Genomic DNA, 14,334 nt, shown 5'->3' on the forward strand with positions numbered 1-14,334 from the left:
CTTGCGGTTATGGGCATGAGAAACGGGGAAGCTGGAACGGGTTACGAATGCTGTTTGGCGCAAACTCCAGCGTGACCTGATGTCCGTCGACGTTGAAGGTGGCCTGACGGCTCAGGCTACCCGCCCCCGGGCTGGTGCTCGCTTTATCAAAGAAGCGGTTCAGCGCCCAGGAACCGTTGGTCACCAGCGTCGCCGTGCTGCCGTTCGTCAGCCCCAGCTGCATGCGCACCTGGTTGGTGCCGCCCGGCCCCGGCCAGTTCATGATCTGCACGGCCTGCGGGCCGTGGCTGTAGCGCAGCAGCTGGCCGTCAACGTCCAGCGTCAGGTTCAGAATGGAGTTATCCATTCGCACGGTGCGAACCGTCACCTTAAAGGACGGCGTGGTTGCGCCGTTAGCAAAGAAGGCGTCGCGAATCGACTGGGCCTGCTGGAACGGTCTCAGCAACCCTTCACTGCCCGGCAGCGTTTTACCGTCGATGCCCGGCATAAAGCGCCAGTTTGCCTGGGTGGTGTCCACTTTGCTGGTCAGGTTATCGCGAAAGAAGGTATCCATCAGCCCGGTCCCCGGCGCAAACATGCGCGCGAGATCGTCAGGGGTTACCTCGGTGCTGGCGCTGCGCACCAGCGGGTAGCGACCGGCAATTGCCTGGCGACAGAACCCGCCCACTTCAACGTTAATCCGCTTCCGTACGTTTTCCAGGTCACGACGCTGGGTATCGCTGCTGGCGCCCACAGCCATGTTGCTGAACATGGTTTGCAGCCCGCCCGGCAGACGACCGGCGCTGGCCTGCAGGCGGCTGATCGCCTCCCCGCCCGGCGCCGGCATGCCGCTGTTGGCCGCATCCTGAACGGCGGTCAGGTAGCGATACAGCTCATCCACCTGCTTGAGAAAATCGTCAAACACGATGGTCTTCCCGCCCTTCTCCAGCGGCTGGGCCAGCTCAACCATCGGCGCGTAATGGTCGGTCACCAGCTGCTCCGGCGCATGGGTAACCGCGGCGGCCTGCGTCGGCGCATTGTCATTATTACTGAACAGCGCTTCCAGCGTGCGGGTGGCGCGGTTGCTTTGCGCCTGCGCTTTGCCCGCATCTTCCGGCGCTGGCGTATCGCGGGAGAGCGTCAGGACCTGGCTCAGGTTCTGCACCAGACGGCGCAGCGGCGAGTTGGCGCCGGAGAGCAGGCGCGCGGTGTTGATGCGCTGGGAAAGATCGGCGCTGTTGTTCAGCTGAATGTCGGCGAGGAAGCGATCCCAGTTCGCGATAAAGTCGCGCATGTAGAGCTGGCGCACGGCGTTGTCGATCTGCTGTTTATCCTCCTGCGCCGTCGCGGCCCCCAGCACCCAGGCGTCGTCCTCGTGCAGAGCGGTGGTTACGCTGTCAATCTGGCCGTTAAAGCTTTTCCAATAGCCGTCCGGCGTATAGAGCCCCGGTACGACTTCGCTGACCGGCTTGCCGCTTTTACGGGAAAATACCAGCTCGCTCTGCGGCCCGCCCAGGTCGGAAAGGGAGACCGGCTTCAGGTTTTCATCATGCTCCAGCAGGCGCTTTAGGCGACCGTACACCCGCGTGGAGAGCGGCTGCTGGCCGATCATCGCCCTTTCGCGGGCAACCAGCGATTCGTCCTGCGCGTACGGCGAGGCCTGAATTTTCGGCTCCAGCAGCTGCGTCAGGTGCCATTCAAGCTGCTGCAGCTGCGCCTTCGTGACGTTCTGCGGCAGATTCCGCTGCAGGTTGAGCATCACCCACGAATGCAGGAATTTACCGTCGTAGTGCTTTGGCTGATAGAGCATCTGATAGGCTTTCAGCGCTTCATAGCTGTATTCCACATCGCTGCCGTTGTCGTTACGAAGCCAGGTGGTGATGTGCATGGCAACGGCAGGCAGCAGCATCTGATCCAGTGCTTTCTGGTACAGCGACTGCGAGGCGTCGCTGACGTCATCCCCGCGATAGAGTCCCATACGGCGGGATACGGGCGGATCGTTCACATCAAACGCGTCGCTTTTCGGCAGATCCACCAGGCTATTCAGCAGCGGCAGCAGATCGAACAGGTCACGCTGGGTCTGGTTCTGCAATACTTTGCTCTGCTGGTCCAGCAGCGGCACCTTCGCATCCACCTCTTCCAGATAGGCCTTGTTTTTGGCATAGCTGGTCAGCCACAGACCGCCCAGGATCACCAGCAGGGCCAGCAGCGCCGCGTAGCCGGACCAGATCACCGCCCGGTTGCGCAGCTCCCACCAGCGGTTTTCGCCTGCGATCCCGGCTTCCTGGAAGATGACGTTTTGCAGCAGGTTCTTAATGAAGAAACTCTGGCCTTTTGCCCCCGGGATAGGCGCTTCTTTGCTGACCGAATCCCAGTTATCCGCCTCTCCCCCTTCCGGCAGCGACAACGCGCGGTTCAGTTCGCCCATCACGCGGTCGAACGGCATGCCTTCCTGCGTCCCGCTGGCGAAGTAGATCCCGCGCGGAGAGAACTCGGTTTCAAAGTTGGAGCGGGCGAATACCGTGCTCAGGTAGTCCGCAAGCAGCGGACGCAGCGCAGCGAACTCCTGCGGGAAGAGATACGCTTCTGCGCGGGTTTTCGCGTCATGCTCTTTCAGCATGGTTTCCGGCAGCCCGGCATCGAGGCGCTGCTGCAGCAGCGAAAACTCCTGCTGGAAGTTGCCCATCAGGTCGTAATCGGCGTGTTTGGTTTGCTCCCACGGCAGCGTAAAGCCCCAGATCTGGTCGCGCTGCGCTTTATCGTAGTCGGCAAACCAGGCGCGGAAGCCTTTAAGCAGGTCGGCCTTGGTCACCATCACGTACACCGGGAAACGGATACCCAACTGTTCATGCAGCTCGGACAGGCGCTGGCGCAGGTTCACCGCCTGCTGGCGGGACGCCTCGGCAGACTGGGTCAGCAGGTCCGAAATGCTGATCGTGACGATGACGCCGTTAATCGGCTGGCGGCGGCGATACTTACGCAGTAACCCCATGAACTGCAGCCACTCACCGGCGTCCTGCACCTGCTCGCTCTCCTGAGTGGTATAGCGGCCCGCCGTGTCCAGCAGCACCGCTTCATTGGTAAACCACCAGTCGCAGTTACGCGTACCGCCAATGCCCCGCAGCGCGGTCTTACCGAAGCGATCGGCCAGCGGGAACTGCAGCCCGGAGTTGACCAGCGCCGTGGTTTTACCGGATCCCGGCGCGCCGATAATGACGTACCACGGCAGCTGATAGAGATATTGCGTGCTGAAGCGCTGCGTCCACTGGGCGCCGTGACCCGCTTTGCTGAAGTGCGCTTTTTTAAGCATCTGCGCGGCTTCATCAAAACGGCTGGCGAGGATCTGCTCCTCGCTGTTCAGCCGCTTCTGCGGATCCGCGGCTTCCGGGCTGGCGGTATTCTCCTTGAGCTTGTCCATCAGCTTGCGGTTCAGCCAGGCATTGTACAGGCGCGGCAGAATGTGGCCCTGCGCCCAGAGCAGATAGACCACGGCAATGCTGATAATACGGTTCTGTTCAGATTCAAGCGGTCGGGTGTCCACGATGGACAACAGAGGACCAATCATCCAGATCACCGCCGCAAGCGCCGTTACGCCGAGGAAGCTCCACAGAATGCGGTTGGTCAAAATGGAAAGAAGTGTAGTCAGCATTCCTTAGTTTCCTTGCGGCAATCCGTTCAGCTCGGCCTGAGTGTTTTCAGGCGACACCAGCAGAGTAATTTCCACACGGCGGTTACGGGCGCGGTTTTCAGGCGTCGTGTTCGGCGCTACCGGGTTAATCTCTCCCCGCCCTTCCGCTTTCACGCGGCCAGGCTGAGAGAGGCTTCCCTGCAGCATTTTTTGTACCGAGCGGGCGCGTTCCAGAGAGAGTTCATAGTTGGAGGCAAAGCGCGCGCTGCGGATCGGCACGTTGTCGCTGTAGCCCACCACCAGAATTTTGCCGCTGACGTTATTCATCGCCTGCGCAATGCGGTTGATGACCGGTTCATAGCGCTCACGCACGACGGTCGAGGCAGAGGCAAACAGCCCGTCGCCTTTCAGGATAACGACGCTGCGATCCGCTTCGTCTTTCACCGCGACGAGGCCAGCCTCGATCTCCGGTTTCAGGAAGCCGCGAAGGTTAAGCACCGCCGGTAGCTGACGGGCCGGTTGCTGAATAGTGGTTTCCGGCAGCTGGGACTGGTAAATCTTCGCCAGCACCGGGTTGGTGCTGTCGCCAAGACGCCAGTTAAGCACGATATAGAAGAGACAGGCGATAAACCCGGCCAGCGCCACGCAGGCCCACAGGGGAACCATCGGCCGCCAGAGCTTACGCAGCACGGGACGATCTTCCGGATGGGGAGAAAGCGGCGGCGGATAGCTGCCGCGCACGCCGCGGATCATCTGCCACAGCCGCTGCTTGATGGTCTCAAGCTGGGTGCGGCCATTATCCAGAACCCGATAGCGTCCCTCGAAGCCCAGCAGCAGGCAGTAGTTGATCATCTCCAGCAGCAGAATGTGCTCGCGCGGGTTCTGCGACAGGCGCGCCAGCAGCTGGAAGAACTTCTCGCCACCCCATGTTTCGTTATGGAACGTCACCAGCAGACCGTTGCTGGACCAGACGCCGCTGCTGCCCCAGGGGGTGAGCGCGGCGGCCTCGTCGAGCGCCGTACACAGGCAGTAACGTGCCCCGACGATCACTTCGTAGGGCAGCCCTGCCTGCTGGCAGCGGACTTCAAAACGGCGAATTTCATCGATCAGGCGCTGGCGTAACGCCACCTGATCGTCATGGGAGACCGAATGACGGATCTGCGGAATCGCATTGAGCAGCGGATTGGCGGCCGCCACCAGCTGATTGTTGCTACTGGCCCCGGTAAACGCGGCATCGCTGCCGGTGTCCTGTCGTTCCTGCATATTAAGCGCTCGCTTTATTATTCTGTCGGGCTACGGATGGCCCAAAACTCCATATCCAGCCCCGGGAACTCCCCTGCAAGGTGCAGGGCGAATGCGCCGGACTTATCCATCTCGTGCCACAGCTCGCTGCCCTTCTCGAGCTCGAAGTAGCTGTAGCCGGCATGCCACGGGATTTGCGGCGGCGCGACCGGCATGGCCCGCAGCATAATGCCCGGCAGCTGAAGCTGAACCAGATCGCGGATTTTCGACACCGGTGCGACCTTCATCTGCGCCGGGAAATGGGTTTGCAGGTGTTCGCCCGGCACGTTGGCTTTTACCGCCAGCACGAAGCCGAACTCACGCACCATGCTGGTTTCAGGCACCGTGGCGATGTTCAGGCCGTGAGAGCGTTCGTTAAGCGGGATCTGAATCGCGTGGTCTTCCATCACCAGCGACAGCCCCTGACGCAGCATCAGCATGAGCTTGCTGAAGCAGTTTGCCAGATCGTCATGATCGTAAATCGGCAGCACGCTTTCGGCGGTCCGCTGCGACGTCCAGGTGGCAAGTTCGGTCGCAAACGGCAGCCAGCTGCGCCAGAGCGTTTCCGGATGCAGCAGCGGGAGGGTTTTTAAATGAGACACCTCGCCCAGATGACGGTTAACCAGCGACAGCAGCGTGAACTCAATCAGTTCAGAGGTATTAAAGCGACCGGGCTGGCGCAAACGACCGCCAATTTGCTGGCTGCGCTGTACCAGCAAGCCGTGCAGATCGTTGATCATGCTGTAGATCTGCGGGCTGTTGTTGGCATTGAGCATCGGCGGGATGTAGCTGTTGTCGAGCCGCACGTGGTTGTCGTTACGTTTCTCCGTCACAAACGCCACGCCGATGGCGGTCCATTCTGCCGTGAGGTCTTTTTCCAGCATCAGGGTCAGACGCAGGCGGCCAAACTGAACGGTGGCATCTCCCACCGACATGGCGTTGTCGTCTTCCACCTCTTGCTCGAAAGCGATAAAGCGCGCCAGCGAGGCAGGCTCTTCGCTGAAAATCACCTCTTCTCTCTCGCCACGACGAACCGGCAGCGCGAGCACCACCTTTTCGTTAGTGAGATTGTCAGGAATTTTCAGCGGTACAGGGCCGTTGCGCCCGTTACGGACCTGGAAAAAGGTTCCGTCCGGCAGCAACCCACTGCAGTAGCTCAGGGCTATGCATCCCTGACGAAGCATCGCTTCATCCAGTTCAACGTCAAGAAAGCCCCAGAGATACGATCGCTGCAGCGCGCCCCATTCACGAACATGGTTGAGCAGATAGCTTTCAGTCCGCTGAAAATGGTGTGGACGCAGGAACATGCCTTCGGTCCAGACGACCTTTTCTGCTTTCGTCATGATGATGTATTTCCTGTTTTGAAGCGCGTTACTGGCTGATGACCCGAATGCCGTTCACGTCGAGAAAAACATTGGCCTGGAGTTCATCTGCGGACCATTTCCAGAACTGGTAGATATGATTTTCGCCAGGCACGGGCAGAGGAAGTGAAACGCGCCATTTTTTGCCATCCAGCACTTGATACTCCGCCATCACGCCTATGTAGCGGGCCTCCGGAGAGCTTTGCCCGCTGAGGGTTTTGGACAGCTGTCCCGGCATCAGGAAAAACACGTCGCTGTTCAGCAGATTCGCGCCAAGCGTGGCTGACGCGTTGTTCTGCAGGGAGTAAAAGTCGCTGGACATGAAATCCGCATCGGATTTCAGCAACAGCACCCGAACCTTAAGCGGCGCAGATTCATTGATTTGTGGATGAGCCTGAAACTGCAGATTGTAGCGGGAGGGGTCGCTGTGTGAAGACGACGTACAACCACTGACCAGGGCGAAAATCACCGCGTAAAAGAATAACCACAGCTTATGAAAATTTTTATTATTCATAAAAATGCGCTCATGAAAGCCGTTTAGTTCAGGATCCAGGTACCGTTAGCGCTGTCTTTGCAGGCTTTGCTGTTGCCATCGACATCGACACAGGTCGCTTTTTTACGCGTCTTCGGACGAATAGCCTGTTTACGCACGGCGGCGTCGTACAGGTCGGCCTTGATCACGGCGCGCATCGGGACGTAACCAATCAGCTGCTCGTTACCTTCATCGGCAAGCGCCATCCAGTAGTGTTCAACCTGACCCAGCACCACGTACGTTTTTCCGGGATCAAGAGTGCGGATAACTTTACCGCCGAAGTCAGGGCGGCTCATCAGAGAGGCCGGATACATAGCACGATACGGCTCATTGACCGGCGTGAACTCCGCCGGCGGGGTAACAGCGTGACGGTGGGTTAAGGTGACGCCGTTGACCTGACTGGTCTCGATCGTATCGTCGTTGATCACAGGTTTCTGCGGCGCTTTACAGCCCGCCACCGCCATTACAAACAGAAGTGAAAACAGTACGCGCATTTTCATATGCTTTTCCGTAGCGATATTTCGATGATGAAGATAAGGGGGTGAAGTTTGACTTAAGTGCTATTGTTAAAATAGCCAGGATATTTTCGGGGCGTTACTATTTTAAGGGCATAGCTACCGCACGAGCCCTTCAGAATAAGGCCCAGCGTCTTCCTGACATATTTTGACAAACGGTAAGCAAGTTTACATGAGCTTTGCCTCAATTCAATATTTACCGTTGCGTAACTGTTGCTAAATGAAGCAGTCGGAAAATTATAGGATTAATCCTATGAAAAAACTCGGTATGGCCCAAACTCTCTTATTTTCCTACCAAAATACACTGCAACTTAATGTTTTATATACCAAAAACATAAAAGAGAAATACTTTCATTAACGCAATACTGCTATTATCGCCACTACCATAATTAGTAGAATTTGCGTATTGATGAGGTCAGCAGAATATATCAACGATGAATTATTTGTTGCACTAACAGAGTATCTTTAATATCGATCGGACTCTAAAACTTGAATGTGACTATTTCACTTATGTTGCAGGGCGTTAATTTCACGCCTAAAAATAACTTTATATTTCTCGTTATGGCAATTATCCCGTCAGGCCTAAATTTTATCCATTAATCATTAAGCCTGAGTTAACCTTCCTGACCTTATCGCAGCCGAAAATGCTCGCGATAGCCCGCCAGCTGTGAATGTTTTTTATTGTCACCGCTCAAAGGCTTCATTCGAAACTTTATTGGTGCTACATCTTCTCCTGCTCGCCCCATCTATATTGCTTACCGTGCGATAGATAAGATTTATTATTAAAATGATAAAAAATCGTTATAATTTCTTTAAATGTTTCAACATCAGACCCTATAAACAACTGTAATGAAAAGAATTTTAGTTAAAGCATCTTTTCGTACCGCACGCGCGTCGCCATCCGGTCGTCATTGCTTTCGCCTATCGTTCTTTGCAGCGCTTTTAGGGGTTCAGACGTTGTGTGACCGAACAAATCAGGAGTGGGTATGAACAAGAAAAGACGCTCGGTGCCGGGTATCAGACACTATGACGGCCCTGCCGGCGGCTGGGGCGCATTGAAAGCGACGGCCATTGCAGTACGTACCCAAATGGATACCCTTGATGCCCCCGCGACGCTGCTGCGCACCAACCAGCCTGACGGCTTTGACTGCCCGGGCTGCGCGTGGCCGGATAAAGAACACAAATCGACCTTCCAGTTCTGCGAGAACGGCGCCAAAGCGGTGACCTGGGAAGCCACCAGCAAACGCGTTACCCCCGCGTTTCTGGCCGAAAACAGCGTCTCCTCGCTGCTGGCAAAATCGGACTTTGAGCTGGAAGGTTACGGTCGACTCACGCATCCCCTGCGCTATGACCGGGCAAGCGATACCTTCCGGCCCGTCGCCTGGGACGAGGCGTTTGAACGCATCGGCGAAGTGCTGCGCGGGCTTGAACCGGACCAGGTTGAATTCTATACCTCCGGGCGGGCCTCTAATGAAGCGGCGTATCTGTTCCAGCTGTTCGCTCGCGAATACGGCACCAACAACTTCCCCGACTGCTCTAATATGTGTCACGAGGCCACCAGCGTCGGCTTGCCGCGTTCGATTGGCATCGGGAAAGGCACCGTCTCGCTGGATGATTTCGACAAGACCGAGCTGGTTATCTCCATCGGTCACAACCCCGGCACGAACCATCCGCGAATGATGGGCACCCTCCATGAGCTGGCCCGCCGCAACGTGCCGATTATCGTCTTTAACCCGCTGCGCGAGCGCGCCCTCGAACGTTTTGCCGATCCGCAAAGCGTGATTGAAATGGCAACTTACGGCTCTACGGATATTGCCTCAACCTACTTCCAGGTGAAGGCCGGGGGCGATGCCGCCGCGCTGAAAGGCATAGCTAAACACCTGCTTGAAATGGAGGCCGAACGCGGCGACGTGCTCGATCGCGCGTTTATCGCCGAACATACCCAGGGCATTGAAGATTTCACCGTCGATATCGCACAGACCCGCTGGGACGAAATCGAGCAGGAGTCAGGTCTCAGTCAGGCGGCCCTCAAAACGGTAGCCGAGGCCTATGCGAAATCGAATGCCACCATTATCACCTACGGGATGGGCATTACCCAGCACAATAAAGGCACGGCGAACGTCCGCCTGATTGCGGACCTGCTGCTGCTGCGCGGGAATATTGGCAAGCCCGGTGCGGGAATATGCCCCCTGCGCGGTCATTCAAACGTTCAGGGGAACCGAACCGTCGGGATTAGCGAGAAACCCACGCCGGCCTTCCTGAACCGTCTGAAGGACGTTTTCGGCTTTGAGCCGCCGTCTCACCATGGACACGATGCGGTGCAGGCCACGCAGGCCATGATCGACGGCCGCGCGAAGGCGCTCATCTGCCTCGGGGGTAATTTTGCGGTGGCGATGCCCGATCACGAACGTGGTTTTCCGGCGATGGGTAACCTGGATTTGAGCGTGCACGTCGGCACCAAGCTGAACCGCACCCATCTGCTGGTGGGCAAAGAGACCTTTATTTTCCCGTGTCTTGGCCGTACCGAGCTGGATGTTCAGGCTACCGGTCGTCAGTCCATTACCGTCGAAGACTCGATGTCGATGGTCCATGCCTCATCCGGCAAGCTGAAACCCGCCTCACCGTTACTCCGTTCGGAACCGGCTATCGTCGCCGGCATGGCGAAAGCCACACTGCCGGAAACCCGCGTGGACTGGCTGATGCTGATTGAGGATTACGACCGCATCCGCGATCTGATCGAGCAGACCATCCCGGGCTTTGAGAACTACAATGCGCGGATCCGCGTTCCCGGTGGCTTCCGTATGCCGCTGCCGCCCACGCAACGCATCTGGCCAACGGCGACGGGAAAAGCGATGTTCTCGGTGTTCGACGGTGTTCACGAGAACGCCAGCGGCGAAGGTGAGCATGTTATGCGGCTAATCACGCTGCGCAGCCACGACCAGTACAACACCACCATTTACGCCCTTGACGACCGTTACCGTGGCGTATTTGGCCGCCGCGACGTGTTGTTCATGAACGAGGACGACATGGCGCAGTCAGGGCTGGAACACGGCGACCGCGTGGATATCGAAACCGCCCTCCCCGGCAGCGTTCAGCGTCTAAAAGACATTACCGTGGTGGCGTACAACATCGCGCCGGGGACCGTCGGCGCCTATTATCCGGAGGCCAACGTGCTGGTACCGCTGGATTATCTGGATAAGGACAGCGGTACGCCGTCGTATAAATCCGTTCCGGTTCGCATCACCCTGCGCTCTAAAGAGATCCGCATGCTGTAAGGCTGTTCGCGCAGAGAAAAGATGGATATTAAACAGTTAAAATATTTAATCGCGCTCGACGAGACCCGCCATTTTGGCAAGGCGGCCTCGCAGTGCAACATCACCCAGCCGACCCTCTCCATGCGCATCCGCAGCCTGGAAGAGGAGCTGGGGCTGGTGCTGATTTTGCGCGGACAGCGCTTTGAAGGGTTTACGCCGGAAGGGGAGCGTATCCTTGCGTGGGCCCGCGCGCTGCTGGCCGCGCACGACGGGCTGCAGGCGGAAGCGGCGCTGTGCAAAGGCCAGGTGGTGGGCGAATTACGTCTCGGGATGGTGCCGCTGGCGAGCGTGGATCCGATGATCTTTATTCGCCTGCTGACCCAAAAATATCCGGAGCTGACCTACAGCCTCTATTCCATGTCCTCCGCGCAGATTGCCGACGGCGTCAGCCGCAATCAGCTTGAGCTGGGCATTTGCTACCTCAACAGCATCGACACCAGCCTGTTCGATATTATCCAGCTACCCAAAACGAAGATGGGCCTGCTGCACGATGTCCGCCATTTCCAGCTCGGCCAGGAGACGTTGACCTGGCGCGATCTGACGGATTTTCCGCTGGGGTTTCTGACTAAAGGGATGCATTACCGGGCGCATATGGAGGCCAGCTTTAAGTCTGTCGGCATCGAACCGACGTCCGTTTTCGAGAGCGACTCCACGTTTCAGATCATCCAGGCGGTGCAAAGCGGCGTATGCTGCGCCGTGATGCCGCTGAATAACGGTCTGGAAGATCTGAACAGTAATTTCAGGATTGTCCCCATCGCCGACGCGAACATTGAGGCCCCTGTCGGCCTGATTATGCGCAGGCAGAAGCCCGTCTCCTCGCTGGCGCTGCGCTGTTTTACCGACGCGCTGGAGATTTATCACGCCAATAATGAGGCGTAGGCCTGGCGCGTCACCACGCTAAAACCGTCAATCAGCACCGCGCCGCACACGGCCCGATATTCCGGCAAACTCACCAGCGCGCGGAGCGCATCGCGAAGGGCATCAAGGGTGTCAGGCGAGGTGTGGTGCGAGGTAATGAGCGGCAGCCCCGGCGTCAGAGGGGTATGGTCAATCACCGCCAGCCCCGTCAGTCTTTCCGGCTCGTGACGCTGCAGCAACGCCCAGGTCACGCAGTCGATGGCCGCGATATCCCCTGCACCGCGTTTCACATCAATCAGCGACTGGCGATGGCTGCCGCTGAAGGACGTTTGCGCGAAAAATGGACCGTTGCTCACCAGGGGAGCGACTATTTTTCGCAGCGCATTGTAGCCGGACTGCGAATCCGGAGAATTACAGACCGCCCGTCGTCCGCGAAAATCCGCTAGCGTGAGGTGGCGATCCTCCTCGCGCACCACCAGAAAGCTGCGGTACTGGATCCCTTTGCAGCCAGGTGCCACGTAGTGAAAACAGCCGACCACCTGCACGTCCGGAAGCTGGGTAACCAGCGGATAACCACAGGTCTGGCTGAGGACAAGCGCAGGCTGTCGCCAGTGGGTCAGCAGATCGGACTCCGGCCAGCCGGGATCGCGATCGACGGACACACCGCGCGCAGCCAGCAGCCCTTTTACCGCCAGCCAGAGCGCGCGGGTGTCGGCGCGATCCACAGCATACATGGGAAACGCCAGCAGGTTACTCATACCCTTCCCCCTGTTGTTTTCCTGGGTGAACGGTGACGTCAACGGGCCTGCCCCAGAACTGACGCAGCCATTCACCATAGCCTCTGACGAGAAAACCGTGGTTTCGCTGCCGGTACGCCTCCCGGTTTTGCTGGTAGATCGCCTTCAGCCCGTACCAGGGTACGCCCGGCAGATCGTGATGTACTGAATGGTAGTTGAGATTCAAAAACAGTATCCGCCAGAATAACCCGGCCTCGTTAATGACGGAGCGTGCCAGCGGATCGTCCGCCGCGCGATGTTCGAAAAACGATCGGACCTTGGTCAGCGCCAGCGCCGGATAGCTGACCGCCAGCACAAACCAGACGGGTGAAAAACCGACGTGCGTCATCCAGGCGAAGAGCACCACCAGCAGCAAAGCGTGCACCAGCCACATCGTCATTGCGCGCAGGTGAAGGTGACGAAATGCCGCCGCGGCGCTGCCCAGCGTCTGAAGGATATCCAGCAGCGGTGCCAGCATCAGCCGTCCGGCAAAGGTATTCCGGGCCCTGATAAGCCGTTTCTGCCAGGGAGAAAAGCGCGCCCAGCTCTCGTCGGTAAAATAGTACGACTCCGGGTCATCCACCGGATGGGTCAGGCTATGGTGCCGATGATGGGCGAGATGGGAGTCCCGGTACAGGCCGTACGGATACCAGACCGCCAGCGGGAGCGTGCCGAACAGCTGGTTCAGCCAGGCAAAACGGGTGGGATGCCCGTGGATCAGCTCATGCTGCAGCGACATGTACCAGGCGGTAAACCCGATGAGCAGCAGCGTGGCGGGCAGCAGGCCCAGCGTTTGCCAGAACGCCAGCGTGGTAAACCAGCCTGCATAAATAGTGATAATCAGCAGCCACGTGGGCAGTTCGCTTCGCCATAAAAAACCCGATGCGAGGTGGCGGATTTGTTCGCGTTGCTGCGGATGTAAATAGAGGGAGCTTCGTTGACTCATTCCTTCAGACGCCGTTTCGCCAGAGATAATTCTCTGACGATCGGGGAAAACGCCTGAAATAACAAAGAACATTAATCGCTTTGCTTTGCCAGAAACGTGGGGGTCATGCGCTCCTTGACTTATTCTGTAATAAAGGTACGTTTCAGGACATGAAAAAGATCCTGATTATTGTTCCCGACGGCGGCATGCTGTTTGAAGCCGCCGGTATCGCCGACATTCTGATGCAGGCCAACCGGCTGCATCCGGAAGAGCTTGCGCAGCCCCGCTACCGGATTATCATCGCCACCACGCAGCCTCACCAGGTGATCCACGGCCAGTCCGGCCTGAATTTGCTGGCGGACTATCGCCTGCCGGAGCTGGATCCGCGTGAACCGCTGGATACCATTATCATCACCGGACGCGGCATGAACGAGCAGGAGAGCACGGCCGTTGTGGACTGGCTGCACCTCGCTGCGCCGCACGCCCGGCGGGTAGCCTCTATCTGCGGCGGCGCGATGCTGCTGGCCCAGACCGGCCTGCTGGACGGTCGCCGCGCGACCACCCACTGGCGGCTGCTGGAGACAATGCAGACACAGTACCCGTCAATCCGGGTCGAAGGCGGCCCGCTGTACATTCAGGACGGCCCCATCTGGACCTCAGGCGGCGTCAGTTCCGGGTTCGATCTGACCCTGGCGCTTGTCGAGGACGATTACGGATTTACCCTCGCCCGCGACGTCGCGCAGGATATGGTGATGTACCTGCGCCGTCCCGGCGGGCAGCTGCAGTTCAGCCGCTACAGCCTTCAGCAGCCCGGCACATCCGGTCCGATAAGCGAACTGCAAACCTGGATCCTGCAGAACCTCACCGCCGATCTGTGCGTGGAAAATCTGGCCGAGAAAGCGGCAATGAGCCCGCGTAATTTCACCCGCGTGTTTACCCGCGACGCGGGAGTTTCTCCCGCCCGCTATGTGACCGAAGCGCGCCTGGCCGCGGCCCGTCAGCTGCTTGAGCAGACCCATGACTCCCTTGAGCGCGTTGCCGAGCAAAGCGGGTTTGGCACTAGCATTAACTTGCGCCGCATCTTTGAGAAACAACTTCACCTCACGCCCGGCGAGTACCGCCAGCGCTTCCACTGCCGCAAAATGGCGTAATCTGATCCTTTTTT

General features: G+C 58.2%; 10 protein-coding genes. 3 read left to right on the forward strand and 7 right to left on the reverse strand.

Annotation, left to right across the window (positions count from 1 at the left end; all coding sequences use genetic code 11):
* Window positions 1–7: 7 nt before the first annotated feature.
* The 5 genes from tssM to KGP22_RS12675 are packed head-to-tail and all read right to left on the reverse strand — an operon-like array spanning window position 8 to window position 7,281.
* Complete coding sequence (gene tssM, locus KGP22_RS12655) at window positions 8–3,628, reverse strand: type VI secretion system membrane subunit TssM (protein ID WP_223579265.1); 3,621 nt, start codon at window positions 3,626–3,628, stop codon at window positions 8–10.
* A 3-nt stretch (window positions 3,629–3,631) separates the two neighbouring features.
* Window positions 3,632–4,870, reverse strand: coding sequence for a DotU family type VI secretion system protein (locus tag KGP22_RS12660; RefSeq protein WP_223579268.1), 1,239 nt, complete (start codon window positions 4,868–4,870; stop codon window positions 3,632–3,634).
* Window positions 4,871–4,887: 17 nt separating this feature from the next.
* A complete protein-coding gene (gene tssK, locus KGP22_RS12665; RefSeq protein ID WP_133294655.1) occupies window positions 4,888–6,231 on the reverse strand; it encodes a type VI secretion system baseplate subunit TssK in 1,344 nt (447 codons plus the stop codon).
* 28 nt (window positions 6,232–6,259) lie between these two features.
* Complete coding sequence (tssJ, locus tag KGP22_RS12670) at window positions 6,260–6,763, reverse strand: type VI secretion system lipoprotein TssJ (protein WP_047652274.1); 504 nt, start codon at window positions 6,761–6,763, stop codon at window positions 6,260–6,262.
* Window positions 6,764–6,786: 23 nt separating this feature from the next.
* Window positions 6,787–7,281 carry an SH3 domain-containing protein gene (locus tag KGP22_RS12675; protein ID WP_223579271.1) on the reverse strand — a complete coding sequence of 165 codons (495 nt, stop codon included), beginning with the start codon at window positions 7,279–7,281 and terminating at the stop codon, window positions 6,787–6,789.
* 1,001 nt (window positions 7,282–8,282) lie between these two features.
* Here KGP22_RS12675 and KGP22_RS12680 point away from each other — a divergent pair.
* Both KGP22_RS12680 and KGP22_RS12685 read left to right on the forward strand, forming a co-directional pair.
* Window positions 8,283–10,571, forward strand: coding sequence for an FdhF/YdeP family oxidoreductase (locus KGP22_RS12680; protein ID WP_223579273.1), 2,289 nt, complete (start codon window positions 8,283–8,285; stop codon window positions 10,569–10,571).
* A gap of 21 nt (window positions 10,572–10,592) precedes the next feature.
* Entirely contained in the window at window positions 10,593–11,489 is an 897-nt protein-coding gene (locus tag KGP22_RS12685) for a LysR family transcriptional regulator (RefSeq protein ID WP_111964772.1), read from the forward strand.
* Here KGP22_RS12685 and KGP22_RS12690 read toward each other — a convergent pair.
* Both KGP22_RS12690 and KGP22_RS12695 read right to left on the reverse strand, forming a co-directional pair.
* Complete coding sequence (locus KGP22_RS12690) at window positions 11,468–12,226, reverse strand: PhnD/SsuA/transferrin family substrate-binding protein (RefSeq protein ID WP_223579276.1); 759 nt, start codon at window positions 12,224–12,226, stop codon at window positions 11,468–11,470. The genes KGP22_RS12685 and KGP22_RS12690 overlap by 22 nt on opposite strands.
* Complete coding sequence (locus KGP22_RS12695; RefSeq protein WP_223579279.1) at window positions 12,219–13,190, reverse strand: fatty acid desaturase; 972 nt, start codon at window positions 13,188–13,190, stop codon at window positions 12,219–12,221. Before KGP22_RS12695 ends, KGP22_RS12690 begins: the two co-directional genes overlap by 8 nt.
* Before the next feature lie 149 nt (window positions 13,191–13,339).
* Here KGP22_RS12695 and KGP22_RS12700 point away from each other — a divergent pair, with 149 nt between their 5' ends.
* Complete coding sequence (locus KGP22_RS12700) at window positions 13,340–14,320, forward strand: helix-turn-helix domain-containing protein (protein WP_223579281.1); 981 nt, start codon at window positions 13,340–13,342, stop codon at window positions 14,318–14,320.
* The last annotated feature ends 14 nt before the right edge of the window (window positions 14,321–14,334 follow it).

The organism is Enterobacter sp. JBIWA005, from assembly GCF_019968805.1.
GTDB classification, from domain to species: Bacteria; Pseudomonadota; Gammaproteobacteria; order Enterobacterales; family Enterobacteriaceae; genus Enterobacter; species Enterobacter vonholyi.